Source organism: Pantoea sp. 1B4 (assembly GCF_016925765.1).
In the GTDB taxonomy this organism is placed as follows: domain Bacteria; phylum Pseudomonadota; class Gammaproteobacteria; order Enterobacterales; family Enterobacteriaceae; genus Pantoea; species Pantoea agglomerans.
In genome coordinates this window covers 68419-85610 of record NZ_JAEUWZ010000004.1, presented here as the reverse complement: position 1 = coordinate 85610, position 17192 = coordinate 68419, and the positions used below count along the sequence as shown (strand labels likewise).

The following is a 17192-nucleotide window of genomic DNA, read 5'->3' as shown; positions in this document are numbered from 1 at the left end:
ATTCCCTCATCCTAATAAGTTAATACTAAGAGGCTTTTCTTTGCTCTGAACGAAGTTTTTCTAATTTGTCTTTGAAATCCTTAATCTCAGCGCTATCACCGATAGGTTTTGTCTGACGCAAATCCTCTTCAGTACGGCCAACCTGCTGGTTTCTCACTGCTCCCTGATGCTCATTCCTGAGTATATCACTGGATGCCTGAACAGTGTTTTTGTTTTCAGCGATTTTGCCATCGTTTTCCCTGACAGTTTCCATAAGGCCAGATCTTTGTGCTGCAACCATATCAGCTACATTACTCTGAATGCCAGCACCGGCAGCCTGCTCGCTAATACGCTTTTCCCCACTACGGAAATCATCATTCATTGCCTGAGAAGGATCACCGGACGGCGCGCTGATATTACGCTCACTATTGTTAATATGCGTCTCCGTTGCGCGGCTACTTAAGTTCGCAGGTCGCTCTGCTGATAATTCATAGCCTGAATTGCCATTCGTGCGAACCGTGCCTCGAGTAACACTGCCTGAAGAGTCAGCTGCGGGTACGTTTTGTTCTGATATCGGTACACTCGCCGGAATCTGCGCATCACCGTTCTGTGGTATACCAGGACCATTAAGCGACCGAGTTGGCTGCAGCGGCTCACTGTTAACCTGGTCCGTACGGTCAACATAGTTTTTCATAATCTGCGGTTCAAGCCGCTCGTGCATGAACTCCATCGCTGCACCCTCTGCACCTTTCACATTGGTCAGGATGTTCTGCGCGTCGCTGCCATATTTTGCGGTAGTCCAGTCCACAAACTCCTGATTGTAATTTGCGTCCAGGGTTGCGCTCTGTGTCTGTGACAGAGTGGCCATACGGCTGAGTTCCTGGCTGCGTGTGCTGCTTTCGGTGTACTGATGGTACTGGCTCTTAGCGTCGTTAAGCGTAGCTGCAAACTGCTGAACCTGAGAGTTTGACTGGTTGTCGGTGTGATTCCCCGACTCGCTGAGGCGGGTGGAAGTGATCATGTCCATACCCTCACGGAAGTCGCGTGCCTCCTGACTGCTTTGGTCCTGGCGATGATCTCGTCCCTCAGCATTTGTATCCTGTGTGCCGTGCGAACTGCCAGAAGAGTGACGCCAGTCAGCGTTTACACTGGCCTCACCTCCGGCGCTGACACCAGTAGCCCACTTACCAAGTTTACCTGCCAGCTGGTCACCAGAGTCAAATTTAACCTGTCCCCTGATACCGGTGCCTGCACTGCCCTGATTGCTTATATCCATGAGCTTGTTATATGCCTGCTGCTCAGAGACATTATGAGACTTCGCATAGCTCTCAACTGCCGACTGCATTTTGCTGGCGCCACGGCTGACGTTGGTTGCCACACTGCTATCGCTACTCTGCGTCACGCTATCGCTGTTGCCAGTCTGAGTTGTCAGCTGATGCAACTGCTGGAACCCGCTGGTAACGCTATGGTTATAGCCATCAAGCGAGCTTTGTGCCTGTTGCTGGGCCTGTCGCGCCTGTTCGGAGTATCCGCTGCTGGCCAGCGCACTGAGACGCATATTCACTGGCAGGGTTGATACCGCTCCGCTGGTATCGTAGACATTATGTCCGTCTGCAGTCTGCGTATGCATTGCACCATTACCGGTCTGGAGTGACTGCGAACCGGAGCGATGCATCATATTTGTGTCGAACTTGTTTGCATTAACGTTATCCATCGACATGTTGTTAAACGACCAGTTGCCGTCCGCCGTAGTCGATGCCTGTCCACCCGTCGAGAATGCTGCCGAACTGATGACGCTGCCCGCCACCTGTGAAGCAATAGCCCCAGCCCCCTTTGTCAGATAGAACGACAGCGCCGGAATAGATGCACTCAGATATCCTGCGATATTGGCTGCATCTGAGTGCTGCAGTGCCACCTGATCCTGATTAGATAATACCAGCGCCGTGGTGCCGGTTTTCGACTGTAAATAAAAGTTTGCCAGTGAGTTAAGGATCGCATACATCACAGGCCACATCTGAAAGTACAGAAAGCCGCCAGCATATATTTTCAGCGTATTAAGTCCAAATATGGTGTGGTTAGTCAGCGCCAGCGCAATCATTAACGGGAACAGTGCGATCAGGATGAGCATTAGCAACGACTGAAACATCGGAAGCATTCGACCCATGATGCTTCCGAATGAGGCCCAGCTCAGGCGCTGCTTGGTCATACTGGACTCCGTCGCCAGGTTAACCAGGTTGGCCGTGTCTGAAGAGCGTGCTGCGAATCCTTTCCAGCCGTCACGTACGGCCGCATTGGTAATATTATTTCGCATAATCTGCGAAGCGCTCAGGCCGCCTGCATAGAAAAAGTTGTAACTTTCATCCATTGCATTACCCAGCAGCACATCGGCATTGACCCGATTACCAAATACTCGCGTAGCAAGCTGATGCCAGGTGGTTCCGCCGATCCGTACGTCCGCCCCGATAAGATTTTTTATCACCGCAGCCGCCTGCTGACAGGTGATAAATTGTCTTCCTCCGCCAGCATCCTGATAAAGTCCGCGTAGTGGGCTCGGGTTGTCCGTGATTAGAGTCAGTGGGTCAGTACTGTTAAGCAGTTGCGCTATGGTGTACTTGTTATTAAGCAGGATGTCACCTACCACACAGTTCTCTACGTAATCCGTAAGCATCTGCGAAAGCTGCGGGTTCTGCGTACGGAAGTCTGACGTCTGCGCAATGACCTGGGATCCGAATAGCATGCCCGTCTTCGTGTAAGTCAGCGAGTCAGGCCGCGAAAAAACGTAGTCATACAACTGTGCCACGCCATAACCTGCACCTGTGGAAAGCCCAGCAATCATGGCCAGTCCCACCGGCACGTTATCAACCTGATAAACTGCAGCCGGATCGGTAATGTCATGTATCTGCACGCTGCGCTTGGGAACCAGTAGCGCAGAGGTGATAAGCATGAATACCGCCAGATAGTGAAGGAAAACCAAGGGATTTCGGGTTTTAACGAATGTTACGGCTACACCCAGCACTCCGAACATGCTGACGATGCGTAACAGAGTGGTAAAGGTATCAGCGCCAAGAACGGTAACAACGCCGTTGAACACCTGTCGCCACATGTCACCGCCGTATATGGTCCAGATTTCAGTCATGGCCGGTTCCCCACTTATAGTTGCCCTGATAAGACGTTGAGATAATGGTCGACACCTGCTGCTGCAGGTACTGCATATTGCGATCAATGCCGTCCAGCGCATTTTGATCGGCTGTAGACTGCAGTTTCATCTGTGCCAGTAGCGAGGTTGCAGCCAGAACGTTGTTACGAAGCTCGCCTGCCGCCTGCTCGGGGAAGTTTTTACCTGCCAGCGACTGACTGGCTTGCTTTACCAGTTCCTGCAGATACTGGATCATCATGTCCTGAGCGATAAAATCGGCTACCTGTATCAGGTAGGTCGGACTCATGCCCATGATGCGTGAGTTGGTCAGATACTTAAGCACCGGAACTGAAGTGGTATTAATAAAGCCCTTCTCCCTGTCTGACAGACCGGTATCAGCAGTAAGCTTACTGTCGATAGAGATCATCAGATTACGTACCTGCGTAACCAGGGCGACGTCACTACTGACTGTGACGTTTGTTACCGTGGGGCCGAGACAAAGATCCTGTTCGTCGCAGCCGTACATTTTCGCGGTGCCGCCGCGCATCAGCACGGTGATGATGTCGCGGTTATCAACTAGTGGCGTAAGGACGGTGACCTGGCCGGCTTTATTGAAAATGATGGAGCCCACCACGCTCATTACCAGCTCCTTAAGTTGGCGGTTACCGTCAAACAGGTGATTGCGACCCAGCGCATCCCAGATGAGATTCTTATTCTTCAGCACCTGGTCCTTCATGTTGTCAGCAGCCCTTCCGGTGACGCTGTCACCCTGACCACCTACTGTGCAGCCCTGACGCGACGCCGCCCAGTCGGAGAAAATATTGCTCTCGCCAGCAATGTCCTGGCAGATTTTCTGGTTTGACACCTGAGATACCGGCCACAGACCTCCAATAATGCCCTGCGCTGCCTGGCACGAACTCATGTTGGCTGAGTTCACATCAGAGGCCAGCTTCTGCAGGAAATCCTTAGCCTGCTTGAGCTCCGGCACCATCGTTTGCAGTGCGAGATCAAAAGCATATCCGGCGGCATTGCTCATGATTTGCTTAACGAAGCGCTGCAACTCTGCCCCGTTGATATAGGAAAATGCACCCAAATAGGAGTCAATGCCGCCGCAGCCGGCGTTGAGTGACGGCACCTGCATCGAGATGAGCTGCACCTGTTTGACCGGGTTACGCAGATAGATTGAGCCGCCGGTGACATAGCCTGCGGCCTGACCCTGCCATGCCTGCGCCTTTGAGACGTTGCCGTCAAAGCCGAGGCTGCCAAAGTAGCCGTTCAGGTCGCCCTGCACGTCGGCCAGAGCCGGCGTGCTGATGACCAGCGCCGTCGCGGCGCAGAGAAGGAACTGCCTGAGTTTCATGTGAAGACGCTCCGAAGCAGCCAGGGATTCAGCATCAACTGAATTGGCTGGAAGAAAATTAATAGACAGCTGAGCCGAAATACGGGAACGGGTATTCCGTACCGCATTCACCTGTCAGTTCTGGCTGGAGAGTTTTATTTAATCTGACAGAAGGTGACGGAGTTGCCGGCCTGCCTGCTATAACGAAACTCCGCGATCGTGTTTATTTCTCGTGTAAGCAGATACACATCCGGGCTGGCCTTAATCAGCGGCTCCTGGGAAAAGATAAACAGGCTTACGCCCTTCTTTCTGAACTCTCTCAACTGATGACTCATTGCTTCGGCAGCGACGGCCGGGAAAAAGCCATCCAGGATGATGATCGCTTTGTCGCTGGCCTTAATCCGGCTTATCATTTCATTTAATCCGGCTTCATATTCGTGTGATGTCAGCAGTTCATAGCTGAAATAGTCGCCATTAAGACGCGCTGCAAGCTCGCGCCCGACCACCGATTTACCGGTACCTGTCCATCCCTGCACGTAAAGATGCCCTTTACGTTCCTGATACAACCCGGTCAGCTTTTTTTACGTGTTCTTCGGCGTTCAGCCACAGCAGCTTTTCAGGCGAAAGCGCGGCGTTCGTCATATATGTCATTGTTCATTCCGTTGGTTCAGGGTAAATAAGGTGTGTTCCTGCGGATATCAGAAAGCGTTACGGTCGGCCATAAACCCGTGCCGGCGCAGGGTGATGCTGGTCAGTACGCCGAAACCGAAGCCACCGGAAAGGGAAAAAAGGAAAAGTAACGGGTAGAGCTGCAGGCCGCTGAGCACCAGCGCATCAGAACCGTAAGTCATGCCTGTTATCGGGCCCGCAAGGTCGCAGGCGAGCCAGGCGTAAAGGCCTGCAGCAGCCAGCAGCGAGGCGCAGACAAGCAGCAGCGCCGTCTCAAGTCGTGAGAGCGTTAAAGTTTTTTCAGTCATGAGTATTCCGTGAGCGTTATAACCGCCTGTATTACTGCGGGGTCAATGAGGCGCTGCTGGGAACCGGACCCAGCGTATCCGGTGGGAGGTTGTCGATATCGGCTTCGATCATCTGCGCCAGGCGCTGGCTCATCGTTCCCATATCCGTCTCCCCCCTGAAAAAGCGGGTAGGCCATGTTGGTGTTAACGTTGACCATAAAGGTGGTCGGCGTGGCGATTGGTAACCCGTTGCCGAAGAACGTCAGGATCTCACCGGCAATCGGCTCGTTCGGCCCTGCCTTTCGCGGAATAAGCGCCACCGGGAAAGCCGCATCCCCGTACCCATCAAGAGTGTAGGGATACACCTTTATCCCCTCTTCATCAGCCCAGGACTTCAGCAGCGGATCGAACTTCGCGCTGTACTGACAGCCGCGCTGCATAAAAACCACCACCGCATAGTCGTTCAGGTTCACCTGCCGCCCGTCTGAGAGGGCCATCATCCGGGGTGGTTTTACGGGCGCCGCCCGCATCAGGCTGGCCCCGGGTAATCCGAAATCCGGCAGCTGCGCACCGCGCTGTAACTTCGTCTGCTCCAGCGCAGCAATATCCGAAGCCACCGACGCCTGTGCGAATACAGGCAGCATCAGCAATACCGTCATCAGCACATTAAGCTTCATGATGGCCTCCCCGGCCGCCGCGCGACCTTCGCCAGACAATCAGCTCCGCGATGAGACCCAGCGCAACCAGAATCAGACAGGCGACTGAGGTGCCGGTAAGCACGTCGTACGTGAAGCTGACGGACCACGCCAGCAGCTGGCGCAGGCAGTTAAAAATGATGCCCGCCATAAACAGCGTAATGATGAGGGGAAGTCTGTTCATACGTTTTCTCCATTTGCCCGGCGGCGGAAATGTCTCACCGCCAGGCTTGATATGACGGAAAGCACCACGCCAGCCTTATAGAAGAACAGCAGCGTGTCATTAGTCTGCGCCGCCCACGCATCGCGGCTCACCGCCGCCTTTACGCACATGGCTGCCGGGGGTGCAGGCTTGATATCACTGCTGACCGGTGCGGCCTTATCCCGTGAAGTATCAGGAACCGAAGGCCAGCTCTCCACGGGCATGGCCTGCGATACGCAGCCCCACACTTCTCCCGCCGGCGCGGCGCACACCAGCCTTTCGGCCTCGTTCACAAGCATCTGCCCGGCACCACCGGCGCCGTATGCACTGAGCAGGAACAGCAGAAAAAACAGCAGTGCCGGATGGATAATCAGCGTCTGCAGCAGGAGGTTTTGTACCCGGCACGTAGCACGCAGCCGCCCGTACCAGACCGGAGAGAGAGTCAGCATAATCATGTCCTCAGAAGTTAGGTTTAAAGCCGGTGGCAACATTAAGAAAGCGCTTCGCCAGATCGTCCTGGGTCATGAAGCCATAGGCAAGCGGCCGGAAGCTTTTTGACTTCGGGTCGACCAGGAACAGCGCCGGGAAATGACTGATCCCCATACGTGCGCTCTGACCAGAGTCCGGCCGGCTGTCGGGCACCTGCGGCGATACCGTGCCGTCCACGCTCACCGGTATCAGTGAAATGTGACGCAGACGGGCAAAGTCCGCCACCACGCCTGCCATCTGAGCATCAATCGGGTCGCTGCCACGGTAGAAGTAGAACAGCCCGTACTCACCTGACAGTTGACTGATTGCCGCGGTTTGCTCGGCCTGATCCCGGGCCTGCTGCAGCGGCGCGGTGCTATTGTAGTGCGGGTGATCAAGGTTGTAGTCGAGGTCCGGATGATCGAGCTGCGCCACGGCGAAAGACTGGCTGAACATCGAGGCCCGGTCGGTCCAGAACTTCTGCCAGCGCAGGAACGTAGCGGTATGCTCTGCGGACGGATGAAGGATGGCGTTGTTCAGCGCTTCCTTTGTATATCCTTTCAGCACATCGGCCTGCTCTGACGGTGACAGCCTGCTGAAGTCCGGCACTTGCGGCGCAGGCTGTGGTTTAGGCGCGGGCGGGTCCGGCTTTTTCTTCGGCTCGTTGTACCAGTGCCAGCCGGTAAACGGGTCGGCCGGCGTCACCACCCCGTCAGCGGGCGGCGTATCGTCCGCCACGGCCTGACCCGTGCACGCCATCAGCAGCAGGGCAATCAGCAGTGGTTTCATTTTTTTACCTCCTGTCTGCGCGTTAACCTGCGCTGCAATGCGGTCCTTAGCCTGCTGAACCATCGTCGCTGAGTCAGGGATTTTCTGGTTAGCCATCAGGTCGCTATAGAAGTCCTGGAAGTTAATCAGATCAAAGTTAATAGCCTGCAGTTCAGGAACGGTGATGCCACGACAGTTCGGTGAGTCTCCGCTGCCAAAACTGACGTGCAGCTGATCGCGTCGGCCCTGCTCCTGAATGATGCGGGCGAGCTTCCCGCCGAACACGCAGTAAGCCTGCTTCTTCTGTACGCACACCCCGAGCACGGCCTTATTGCAGGCTTCGCCGACGAGAACGGTGACTTTTTTTGCCTTCGCCTTACCGATGGCCATTTCGTCACTGTTGCAGTTGGCCAGCCCCGAGCTGTTTCCCCAACCGGTATCAACGCAGCAGTTTGAGAAGCCCGCCATCGCCTTGCGGCAGTAGAGCGCCTGTCCGGTAAAGGCCTTGATGTCTATCTGATCGCCGTTTTTAACGTCATCACCAGCGGAAGCAAGACCGGCAAGTTTGGCCACGGCGGTATCAAAGCCGCTATCGCCGGCACCGTCAGTGCCGTCACAATCGCCGCTCTGACACAGATATTGTCCGCCGCACAGCAGTCCCTGAGAGGTGAAAGTGGTCTGACACTGGTATGTATCCTGCTCATGCATGCACGTTCCGCCTTCAGCCTCGGTACAGCCGCGTGCAGCGATAGTGCAGTTTCTGTCAGACATCAGCTGGGCGCAGTTACCGGTGGAATTAACAGGCACGATGTAGCTGTCCTGGTACTGCCAGCAGCCCTGCGTCTGGGTATAGGTCTGGCCGTCAGAGGTAACCGAGCGGGAGCCGCCCGGATCGGTGCAGACACTGCCGGTGCTGGCGGTAGCCTGGGATTTGTCAAAGCTGCAGCTTTCAGACCAGGTTGTGTCGGCCTTTTTTATCGGAAACCGTCACGTTAAACGTCACGTCGAGGTGGAACAGGGTAGTGCCGTCATTAATGTACTTAATAAGCGTATTGATGGTGGCATCAATACGTGAGCCATCAGGGGTAATCACGGCAGAGTAAACCTGACCTGCATTAACCTGCTGCCCCGCGATACCCAGGTTGTCCGCTGCCTTCTTACCGTAACGGAGCGTAACGTTATTGTTTAGAATCGACGTGACGTAATTAACCCCGGAGTTATAGGACGGGGCCGGCGTGTAAACAAGCTGCGTGGTGCCGCTGACGAGCGTAGCCGTTTCAGGGAACGTGAAATCCACTATTACCTGTTTGCCCGAGCGGCGTGCGTTTTTGAGCAGCATATTCATCGTCCGGGTTTCCGTATGGCTTGAGCCCGTGACGATAACGCTGCCGGTTCGGGCACAGGTCTGGACCTGCGCTACGTCCCTGTCGCACGTGAAGTTTTCGAATACCGACTTTGAAACAACTTTCGTGGTGCACTGGCTGTTGGTACCGTCCACGATAGAGCCGCTGTTGGCTTCTGCGTTCTTGCCGTTCTGGATAAAGTCAGCGTTGGGATCGATGGTTACAGGCGGGTTCTTCGTTGAAGAATCCGTGACTGCCTGTCCCGCTTCGTTACTTCCGATCTGGGTCTGCCCTTTATCCGCTATGCCACCGTCGCCACCCTGTACGCCGCCGTAATAGCCGCCCTGCGGGGGGATTGGCTGTGTAGCCCGGAATGACTGACGCCGGGTCAGTCCCCTTCGCGGCAGAGGTTCCCTGTCCCTTATTCGATCCGGCATACCCGGCACCCGCGTTGTAAGCGTCGCTTACCGCATCTGCGAATGCGCTGGACGCCATCAGACATAAAGAAAGCAGCAGGGCACGCTTCATTTCGCACCCTCCGCGTCCTGCAATAGCTGCGCAGCCGTACTGCCACAGTCGCCGCGCTGCTTAATTTCTTCGAGCGCCTGCTTCACTGGCAGGCTGCCGTAGATCACATCAGACTGACTGCCACAGGTGACGACCAGCGCTGGCACGGCCTTTATGTTGTACTTCTCGTACAGGGTCGGGTCGATCTGCACCCCTGCCTGCTTATCTTTTTTGGACAGTTCAAACATCATCTCAGCCGTCTGACGGAAGTCGTTGTTCAGCAGGCCGCGCAGCGTGGCAGGTATGCCGAAGCGGCGTGCGTCCGCAAGCATCGGCAGCAGCCCTTCCTCCGGGATGCCCAGACTGACGAAGTAAACGGCCCGCGGCGTAGGGCGCGCGGCGCTGTTCTGATCCGCCTGTGCGGCGGCAATTTCGTTCTGCAGCTGCGAGACTCGTCCCTGCTGCGCATCCGGCAGCGTGATATTCATGCCCTTCAGCTGGCTTTTGAACAATTCCAGGTCGCGCTGCTGCTGTTTCATATACGCCATATCGTTACCTGATACGGACGGCTGCTCAGCGGCATTCCCAATTCCTGCGCACAGCAGCGCGGCGCCCGCGAGCAGCGCCGTAATCAGAGGTTGTTTCATGGTGAGTCCTTACAGATAAACGCAGTTACGCTTTCGCCACATGAGGTAGCCGAAGTTCTTTTTCGTAGCCGGTGAGTTGTGTACAGAGCCCCAGAGCTGGGTTGTTGTGCCGAATGGATGGCAGTCGTTTGGTTCGGGGTACATATTCACCATCTGATAACGCCAGCGTGATTTGGGGATGATCGGGGACGGATATTCATAGCAGACAGCAACATCCGCCCCGATAGTCTCCATGACCAGCCCCTCCCGATGCAGCTTGAAGGCCATGCGTTCACTGACGAGCAGGGAGGCTTCAAGTGGCGAAAACTCATTACTGGTAAAGCCTGTAAACGGATACATCGAGCCCTGTGCACCGGCGCACCAGAAAAGTGGATCCAGTGGCACGCCGGCCGTGGAGGCAATCGAGTCCGCCGCACAGGCGCCCTGCGCCAGCAGGTTATTAAACAGCGCCACTTCGGGGTTCAGGATCATGGCCAGCGTGCTGTCGTTCCAGAGTGGGTCTACTTCAGACAGGTAGGCAATATCCATATCACCGGTCTGCATACAGCCTTCGCTGGTGATAATGTTTAGCCAGAAAATCAGCGGATACTTATACCAGTGCACATGGTAAAAGCTTCCAGGCGAGGGTGAGTCACTTTGCCCACCGCGTCCGGTGCCGGTGCGGCCGAGGTTAATCTTAAATCCCCCCCCCATATTCACCATCACGCCAGGCTCACGGGTCACATCGGTCAGCGCCAGCGGTTCCCAAAAGCCGATCGCCAGCCCGAGACGATAGAAAATACCGTAAGAGCAGAGCTGAATGGGTGAGGCAGGGTTAGGCGTATCCGGGTGTGCGCCTGATGCCAGCTGGATACTGCCAAGTGACATCGGAAAAAGACACTTCCAGCAGACGTCACTGATGGGGTTCACCCACCGACCGTCGCCGGCATTACTGGTTGCCGCCATCACCGGCCTGGCAATAATTGCCGTCACAAGAAGGCATAAAATGAAGAGTGCGCGTTTCATGCGTTCCGCACCTCCTGCTTTTGACGAAGCCAGACGCACACTGGGCCGTCATCAGTGTCGTGGATGCTGCCTATAAACCAGCCCTCTCCGCCAGGCCCGGAGGGCTGCCAGCTGCTACAGTCACCTGTTTTCTGGAAGCGATCACGGATCCAGTCCGGCGCATCGTTTTCCATCCAGGTGAAGGCGGCCGCCAGACTATGCGCGGTAAGCCAGGCCTCAAACTCGCCGGGCTGCGGATATTCATTGCCATCAGCGGGCACAAAGAAGTCAGGATGCGTCCAGCCGCCCCAGCGATCGCGCACGACCGGCTGAGCCGATATTTCAGCGGGGTATGTCATAGGGTGAGGTTCCGTAATGACGGCAGCGGAACTGCCGGAGTCAGACGTTAATCGGGCCTGCCTGCGGGGTGCAGGCTGAGGCGTACCGCAGCGGCGCGAGGAACGAACAGCCTGCGCATCGTGGGCAGAAAAGGCATTCAGGTGGCCAGAGCCACCCGGGTAGATGTTACTTCACTGCGCGGCACAGTTTGCCGGTGATGTCGTCAAGTTCACGGTCGTAGCTTGCGCGCTCTGCCGCGCTCAGAAATCCCTGCTGCTTCACATAACCATCAGTATCTTTTCTGATGCGGTCTGCATGACGCCATAGCTGTTCGGATTGAGATTCTGTTAAATGACGCGCCTTGCGGGCGTTGCTGATATCGGCCTGCAGTACGTTAACGCGCACTGAAATATGCGCCTGAAGCGGGTCTCTGATGCTTCCGCCGGTTTCGCCCTTCGCGTCATGCTGAGCTTTTATGTCGCATGACGGCCAGGCCTGCATGAGCGACGGCGCAGCTGAGGCATGGCCAGCAGCAAACAACAGAAGGCTGAGCGTCGTTTTTTTCATTGCCGGTTTTCCTTTAAGTGATAACTCATGCGCAGATTTTAGACCAGCTGATATCCACTGCGGGCCTTCCTCCTGTTACAAAATTCTGGCAGATGACCTGTCAGCCAGTAATCCTTACGAATAGGATTGCTAATATTGCAACAAAAAACAGGAATAACAGCGGATATCGGCTCTCACGTAAATACACAAAAAAATAAGCACGCCAGTCCGCACCACCTTCTTTCTGCACAGCAAGCAGCCTGGCAATCGCATTATTAAGCAGACTAATTTCCAGCTCATCTGCGCCAGAGACCTGCAGGCTGTGTCGCGCTTTACGCAACTGGCCGAGAGTCTCAGTAATGTGCTGCTGTGCGGTAAAGTAATCCCCTTCCTGTATGGCGAACCGCGCGCTGTGTAGCAGGTCCGAAATAGTTTTCTGTCGCTCACCCAGACCAACGTTATCCAGTAACGTCATCACCCGAATAAGGCCCGGTTCGCGATTTTTATTTCTCATAATTTTTATACCTGTAGGAAGGTCATTGCATATTTAGTGGACCGACATCACCCCGGCTTACTACATACCAGCCGGCCGCCTCGGCTCCCCGCTGACAGCAATCGGTCCAGCTGCCGGTATAGTCATCCTCTTCGGCATCACGCAGCATCGCCTCTGCAGCTTCGTCGCTCTGGCGCGGGTTCAGGTAGCGGTAACGCGCTTTTACGATGGCGATACCCACGCGGGCCCGGACAGCATAAGGCAGCAGGATCTTTGCCCGAGGCTCAGCACGAAGCGCAAAGCCTTCGGCCTCCAGCGCGCCGTCAAATGCCGCCAGCATGCATTGCCAGTAATGGCTGTTTGCCTCAGCGGCTGCCAGGTCAGCCATCTCACGACTGCCAAGGGGGGGCCGGAGGTGACGATCCATATACAACGCGCATGGTGTCCGGCCTCTCGGGAGTCATTCTCCTTCCTACACGGACGATGACAATGGCCATCGCTATCAGAACAATGAAACTACCCACAGCCGGTAAGCCTGACGTAAATGCACTGATGCTCTCCGGTGCCAGTGAAATTTCAGCTCGGCAGGCAGGCGGGATAGGAGCCGTCCATACCGGTTGCATTACCGGCTCAGGGTGCAGCTGAACCGGTGCAGCCACGGATGCCGATGATGACTCAGATTTCTGCCAGTCATCTATCACCTTCTGGACAAGGTTATACTGCATGCGTTCCCTCACTCTCGGATGTGGGCAGCATGCCGTGGCGGCGCATGAGTTCGCTTACATCACCTTCATTCAGTGAGGCCAGTACAATTTCAGTTCGCATCGGGACGCCATACGCAAGAAAAGCCTGTAATGCAGCTCGGATTATTACCGATTCTGTGTACAGTGGGTGCTCACTGGTCATCTGCCGCAGTCTTGCTTTATCAGCATCATCCATACGCACAGTAGCCGCGTGAATTTTTACAGTTTCCGGAGCTTTACGTCCTCGCATTTTGTGACTCATTTCAGCGCCACCTCCTCTACTTTGAGCATGCGCCCGTCACGTGTGATACGTACAGGCGTGTGCTCAAAGCCAAATTTTGTTGTTAGCGTGCCGTACTGATCAAAGTAGACAGGCTCGTCCAGAGCGATGCTGCTGTCGTGCACATTGCCTTTAACCAGAATGACCTTGAAGTTTTGCTTTTCCTTAAGCTGTGGTTTGACCCAGTCCATTTGCGCAGGGTCGTCTCCGTCAACGAAGTAAAGCGTTTCGCTGTAAGGCACTTTATCCAGCGGATTAACCTTATCGCCGGCCCGGGCAATGATATTTCCACGCATATCCCGGATAGTTTCACGCACTGTAAATGTCGGGTCGTACATGAAAGTTTTATTTTTCTTCGCCGACGTCAGCCCAGCCACTGGTGCCGGGCGTACTGCGTGCTCCTTTACACGCGCTTCGGCCTCGCGCTGCAGCCTGTCCATCTCGCCGCTGTCTTTCATGCCCTGCAGTCGCTGGCCGATAAAGGTCAGCAGGTCCGGCTCGGCGATCGGAAACAGATGCCCGATGGTTCCAAGATCTTTCGCCCCTGCGGTCAGTGAAACCGCTGTAGCGAGTAAAAAAACCACTGTGGCAAGAAGCCTGGCTATCGGGCGTCTATTCATTGCGTCCCCTGCATCTGACGCGCAATGTCCGCCTGAATGTCAGGCGTGATGTCGCGAGCACCACCAACAACCGCACCCTTTACCAGAACGATGCCATTATGTTTTTCCTGCCAGGCCGTCAGGCTTGAATCCAGCGCTGCACCAAAGCGCTTCGTCAGGGTCTCAAGCACATCTTTTTCCATCGGCCGCTGCGCGGTTTGCTGGCGAAAAGTGTCGATAGTGCCTTTCATGTCAAACACAACGTATGCTGGCTGTAGCGCTTGCGAAACTAGTGCGCTGACACCACCGCTCATCACTACCACCAGTGCGCCTGCCACAGCAGTTCTGCACCTCCGGCTGTGAAGCAGCCGCGACCACGTTTTTACTCTGACGCTACCCGTCACGACGTGGCCGTTACCGCCTTCCTCATCTGCACGGGCAGATGACATTTTTTCTTCATGCATAATTATTTCTCCGGATCAGGTTACAGTCAGGCCAGCCCATAACTGCAGTTCCTGCATTTCGGCCTGATACATGTGTGGTTCACAGGCCAGAAGCCACGCAGCTTCCTCGCTGGTCGCTCCTGCATTCTGTGCCTCCGTCATGTATTCATAGTCCTCTCCCGTGGTGCTGAAGAGGGCTCGCGTAAGCGGGTCAACAAACACGCGGTAAAATGAACTCTGCTCTCCCATTGAAATCATTGCGGAGCTATATCCCGTAAGAATTGCCTTCTGGAATCCACGAATAATTTCCGTTTCCATCTCACTGAACTGATCGGGGTTAGCATTGAGGTAGGTTTTCAGCGCTTTCGCCTCCTGCAGTAGCGTGATTTTTGTTCCGCTGTTGTCCCACGCGGCGGCGGCGGCGGAAGGAGCAGGCTCTCCCGGTAATCCGGTAAAGTCTTTCATGCCCTGGGTGATGGTGATAAATGCGCCTCGATGGCGGCGAACCGTGCGATAGCCTTTTTCGATAAAGCGTGCTGCATGTGGGTTCTGTCCACTGAACAGACGCCAGGCCTCATCGATAATGGCCACTTTTTTCAGACTACGAGGTGAGTGGTACATCTTTTCCTGGATCGCCAAAATGAGCGAATACAGCACCGCGGACAAAAGATTCGGTCGTTTCTCCAGTCCCTGCAGCTCCAGCACAGTAAACCGTGTTTCACCGTCAAGAGTAGGTTCATCTGAGTTAAAATATTCGCCGTTGGCTCCCCAGGTACACCATTGATCCAGCAGCAGTACCAGTTCGTTGATTCGACTCATTATGGTTGGCTGGCTGGCATATTTTTCAGTCACATCTGACGATTCAAGATAATGGACTACGTCGTCAATACGCGCCTTGTTCTGCTTCGCTTCATAGGCCGCGACCACTCCTTTCTGCAGAATAGCCTCACTGATCTCATCCAGATTTCCCTGCGGACTTGCCAGAACGGCCATCAGACCAGTTATGCCCTCGGATGACTCGCTGATGTCTGTGACATTGGCAAACGGATTAAAGCGCAACGTTTCCCCATCAAGATATGCCCCACCCGCCTGACGGCAGAAGTTCCTGTAGCTACCCCCCATGTCTATTACCCAGCCAAAGCCCCCGGTATTCAGTACCTCTCGCAGGATTCCCTGGATAAGGAAACTCTTGCCCGCACCTGACGTGCCCGTCACGGCACAGTTAAAGTTACTGGCTCCGTTGTGCTTGCTGAACATGTCGAAAAAGGCCAACTGGTTGCGATAAGTGGCCAGCGGAATACCGCGCGGTGACATCTGCCGTTCGGCAACTACGGGCATAAGATTGACTGCATTAAACGTTTTACAGCGGAGTGTCGCTCCCATTTGACGCATATCGTCCCATAAACCCTCCTGCATCATAAACGGCAAAGTGGTAAGCCAGTTGCGTAACTGCTGAAAGCGCGGTGCTGCTATTTCAAGCTCGTTTTTACGGAACACATTGATCGCTGCCAGCTCACATTTTTTCTGCTCGCTCGCATCATCCGGTGTAAAGAGAGTGAGATTCAGTGACATATCGCACATGGCGATTTCATTGTTGGCCAGTTCCTGACGCAGTCCGCGCCACTCCTGATAAGCACGTTCGGTACCAGGAAACAGCTTCGCATAAGAGGTTCCTGCTTTCTTACCCAGGTCCTGCTCTTTGCTGAATGCAGAGTTCTGACTTTTTTACCTGATCTTCAACGCATACCGTCCAGCTCAGAATAAACGGGCAGGGAATACCAAGATCCGGGAAACGCATATTCTGCAGGTTGTCTGAAGCCTGCCACAGCGCAAACTTCGCGGGTGTTCGGGTCAGCTGCAGGCTGACAATGCGTGTACGAGCGACACCATCAGTTTCGCTTTTATCGAGGGTTCGATCTTCCGGCTGAAGAGCCGTGGTTAGCCGAAGAAAACCGGGATGCACTTCAAGCTCTGTGCTGGGGTCAACACACTGGCGGTGCAGCTCTTGATCACTGTTCCACTGTTTATTACTCGTAGTGACCTGCCCCGGCCGGTAGTTGAGCTGCTCACGAACCACAGAAAGAAACTCTTCTGGCCCGACGCGGCGGGTATCCATATGGGCTGCCTGCAACGAAACGCGCAGCGTTTTACCCATCTGAACTGCCTCTTCCATAGCCCGAATACCACCACGTCCGGCCTGTGCGTACACCAGAAACACGCGGTAGTTACGAAGGTACAGCGGATAATCGCGATTATTCGCCAACCCCTTGAGTGCTGAGCGCTCCCAAAAAGCCTTAGTAATCGCATTGAGTTGTGGAGCCATATTGCCTTTCCACATATTTCGACTAAGCCCCTCATCCAGCAGATCTCCAACACACTTACTGGCGACCATCAACACTGTGACGGGAGTTTTGCGGGGTAATGTTTTGCGCAGCAGATCATCCAGTGCCTGCACCACCTGCTGATTTGCACCTGCCAGCGGTGCCACTTCCATAACGAATCCAATGGAACGGCTATTGACGTAGAGTTCGGTTGTATCGTCATAAGCGCGCCAGGGGAACAGACCACTCAGAGACGGATAATTGAAGTTCTGACGTAGCATGGCGGCAGCTTCTTTTGCCCCGCCCTCACCTCGCCCGCTGCTGAGAATGCCGGCAAGATGATCGATAACGTTATTGAGCATGCCATTCTCCAGATTTTATCGTTCCCCGAGCAGCACCGGCTG

At 54.8% G+C, this 17192-nt stretch carries 17 protein-coding genes and 3 pseudogenes; all 20 read right to left on the bottom strand.

What is annotated here, in order from left to right; translation table 11 throughout:
• Positions 1 to 25 precede the first annotated feature (25 nt).
• The gene (gene traG, locus JNO11_RS21110) at positions 26 to 3115 is read right to left on the bottom strand and encodes a conjugal transfer mating-pair stabilization protein TraG (protein WP_325177838.1); all 3090 of its coding nucleotides are present in this window, start codon (positions 3113 to 3115) and stop codon (positions 26 to 28) included.
• A complete protein-coding gene (gene traH, locus JNO11_RS21105) occupies positions 3108 to 4475 on the bottom strand; it encodes a conjugal transfer pilus assembly protein TraH (protein WP_325177837.1) in 1368 nt (455 codons plus the stop codon). The genes traG and traH overlap by 8 nt, the downstream gene beginning before the upstream one ends.
• Positions 4476 to 4609: 134 nt before the next feature.
• A complete protein-coding gene (locus tag JNO11_RS21100; protein WP_325177836.1) occupies positions 4610 to 4960 on the bottom strand; it encodes a hypothetical protein in 351 nt (116 codons plus the stop codon).
• Between the two features lie 192 nt (positions 4961 to 5152).
• Complete coding sequence (locus tag JNO11_RS21095) at positions 5153 to 5431, bottom strand: hypothetical protein (protein WP_187495374.1); 279 nt, start codon at positions 5429 to 5431, stop codon at positions 5153 to 5155.
• A gap of 31 nt (positions 5432 to 5462) precedes the next feature.
• Positions 5463 to 6087: pseudogene (gene trbB, locus JNO11_RS21090) on the bottom strand (F-type conjugal transfer protein TrbB).
• Positions 6077 to 6289, bottom strand: coding sequence for a hypothetical protein (locus JNO11_RS21085; RefSeq protein WP_325177835.1), 213 nt, complete (start codon positions 6287 to 6289; stop codon positions 6077 to 6079). The pseudogene trbB and the gene JNO11_RS21085 overlap by 11 nt, the downstream one beginning before the upstream one ends.
• The gene (locus tag JNO11_RS21080) at positions 6286 to 6756 is read right to left on the bottom strand and encodes a hypothetical protein (RefSeq protein WP_325177834.1); all 471 of its coding nucleotides are present in this window, start codon (positions 6754 to 6756) and stop codon (positions 6286 to 6288) included. Before JNO11_RS21080 ends, JNO11_RS21085 begins: the two co-directional genes overlap by 4 nt.
• Positions 6757 to 6766: 10 nt before the next feature.
• Positions 6767 to 7564 (bottom strand): type-F conjugative transfer system pilin assembly protein TraF, encoded by a 798-nt coding sequence (traF, locus tag JNO11_RS21075; RefSeq protein WP_187495370.1) that lies wholly within the window; start codon positions 7562 to 7564, stop codon positions 6767 to 6769.
• 219 nt (positions 7565 to 7783) lie between these two features.
• Positions 7784 to 8521: pseudogene (locus tag JNO11_RS24890) on the bottom strand (conjugal transfer protein TraN); the annotation flags it as partial.
• A complete protein-coding gene (locus tag JNO11_RS24885) occupies positions 8493 to 9323 on the bottom strand; it encodes a hypothetical protein (RefSeq protein ID WP_346267503.1) in 831 nt (276 codons plus the stop codon). The gene JNO11_RS24885 and the pseudogene JNO11_RS24890, both read right to left, overlap by 29 nt.
• Positions 9324 to 9410: 87 nt before the next feature.
• Positions 9411 to 10040 carry a type-F conjugative transfer system pilin assembly protein TrbC gene (gene trbC, locus JNO11_RS21065; protein WP_061060517.1) on the bottom strand — a complete coding sequence of 210 codons (630 nt, stop codon included), beginning with the start codon at positions 10038 to 10040 and terminating at the stop codon, positions 9411 to 9413.
• A 9-nt stretch (positions 10041 to 10049) separates the two neighbouring features.
• Positions 10050 to 11045, bottom strand: a complete 996-nt coding sequence (traU, locus tag JNO11_RS21060) for a conjugal transfer pilus assembly protein TraU (RefSeq protein ID WP_325177833.1) — start codon at positions 11043 to 11045, stop codon at positions 10050 to 10052.
• Positions 11042 to 11383, bottom strand: coding sequence for a hypothetical protein (locus JNO11_RS21055; protein WP_061060515.1), 342 nt, complete (start codon positions 11381 to 11383; stop codon positions 11042 to 11044). The genes traU and JNO11_RS21055 overlap by 4 nt, the downstream gene beginning before the upstream one ends.
• 166 nt (positions 11384 to 11549) lie before the next feature.
• A complete protein-coding gene (locus JNO11_RS21050) occupies positions 11550 to 11930 on the bottom strand; it encodes a hypothetical protein (protein WP_187495367.1) in 381 nt (126 codons plus the stop codon).
• Between the two features lie 100 nt (positions 11931 to 12030).
• Positions 12031 to 12423 carry a hypothetical protein gene (locus JNO11_RS21045; RefSeq protein ID WP_325177832.1) on the bottom strand — a complete coding sequence of 131 codons (393 nt, stop codon included), beginning with the start codon at positions 12421 to 12423 and terminating at the stop codon, positions 12031 to 12033.
• A 22-nt stretch (positions 12424 to 12445) separates the two neighbouring features.
• The gene (locus tag JNO11_RS21040; protein WP_325177831.1) at positions 12446 to 12829 is read right to left on the bottom strand and encodes a hypothetical protein; all 384 of its coding nucleotides are present in this window, start codon (positions 12827 to 12829) and stop codon (positions 12446 to 12448) included.
• Between the two features lie 287 nt (positions 12830 to 13116).
• Complete coding sequence (locus JNO11_RS21035; RefSeq protein WP_061060511.1) at positions 13117 to 13407, bottom strand: hypothetical protein; 291 nt, start codon at positions 13405 to 13407, stop codon at positions 13117 to 13119.
• The gene (gene traW, locus JNO11_RS21030) at positions 13404 to 14045 is read right to left on the bottom strand and encodes a type-F conjugative transfer system protein TraW (protein ID WP_325177830.1); all 642 of its coding nucleotides are present in this window, start codon (positions 14043 to 14045) and stop codon (positions 13404 to 13406) included. The genes JNO11_RS21035 and traW overlap by 4 nt, the downstream gene beginning before the upstream one ends.
• Positions 14042 to 14488, bottom strand: coding sequence for a type-F conjugative transfer system protein TrbI (trbI, locus tag JNO11_RS21025; protein WP_325177829.1), 447 nt, complete (start codon positions 14486 to 14488; stop codon positions 14042 to 14044). Before trbI ends, traW begins: the two co-directional genes overlap by 4 nt.
• Positions 14489 to 14503: 15 nt before the next feature.
• Positions 14504 to 17150: pseudogene (gene traC, locus JNO11_RS21020) on the bottom strand (type IV secretion system protein TraC).
• Positions 17151 to 17192: the final 42 nt, after the last annotated feature.

Bases quoted from the DNA above. Each gene is read 5' to 3' on its own strand.
- JNO11_RS21040 (WP_325177831.1), bottom strand. From the start codon at position 12,829: ATGGATCGTCACCTCCGGCCCCCCCTTGGCAGTCGTGAGATGGCTGAC.
- JNO11_RS21085 (WP_325177835.1), bottom strand. From the start codon at position 6,289: ATGAACAGACTTCCCCTCATCATTACGCTGTTTATGGCGGGCATCATT.
- JNO11_RS21055 (WP_061060515.1), bottom strand. From the start codon at position 11,383: ATGACATACCCCGCTGAAATATCGGCTCAGCCGGTCGTGCGCGATCGC.
- traG (WP_325177838.1), bottom strand. From the start codon at position 3,115: ATGACTGAAATCTGGACCATATACGGCGGTGACATGTGGCGACAGGTG.
- traF (WP_187495370.1), bottom strand. From the start codon at position 7,564: ATGAAACCACTGCTGATTGCCCTGCTGCTGATGGCGTGCACGGGTCAG.
- trbC (WP_061060517.1), bottom strand. From the start codon at position 10,040: ATGAAACAACCTCTGATTACGGCGCTGCTCGCGGGCGCCGCGCTGCTG.
- trbI (WP_325177829.1), bottom strand. From the start codon at position 14,488: ATGCATGAAGAAAAAATGTCATCTGCCCGTGCAGATGAGGAAGGCGGT.
- JNO11_RS21035 (WP_061060511.1), bottom strand. From the start codon at position 13,407: ATGAGTCACAAAATGCGAGGACGTAAAGCTCCGGAAACTGTAAAAATT.
- JNO11_RS24885 (WP_346267503.1), bottom strand. From the start codon at position 9,323: ATGCCGGATCGAATAAGGGACAGGGAACCTCTGCCGCGAAGGGGACTG.
- traW (WP_325177830.1), bottom strand. From the start codon at position 14,045: ATGAATAGACGCCCGATAGCCAGGCTTCTTGCCACAGTGGTTTTTTTA.
- traU (WP_325177833.1), bottom strand. From the start codon at position 11,045: ATGAAACGCGCACTCTTCATTTTATGCCTTCTTGTGACGGCAATTATT.
- JNO11_RS21045 (WP_325177832.1), bottom strand. From the start codon at position 12,423: ATGAGAAATAAAAATCGCGAACCGGGCCTTATTCGGGTGATGACGTTA.
- JNO11_RS21080 (WP_325177834.1), bottom strand. From the start codon at position 6,756: ATGCTGACTCTCTCTCCGGTCTGGTACGGGCGGCTGCGTGCTACGTGC.
- JNO11_RS21050 (WP_187495367.1), bottom strand. From the start codon at position 11,930: ATGAAAAAAACGACGCTCAGCCTTCTGTTGTTTGCTGCTGGCCATGCC.
- traH (WP_325177837.1), bottom strand. From the start codon at position 4,475: ATGAAACTCAGGCAGTTCCTTCTCTGCGCCGCGACGGCGCTGGTCATC.
- JNO11_RS21095 (WP_187495374.1), bottom strand. From the start codon at position 5,431: ATGACTGAAAAAACTTTAACGCTCTCACGACTTGAGACGGCGCTGCTG.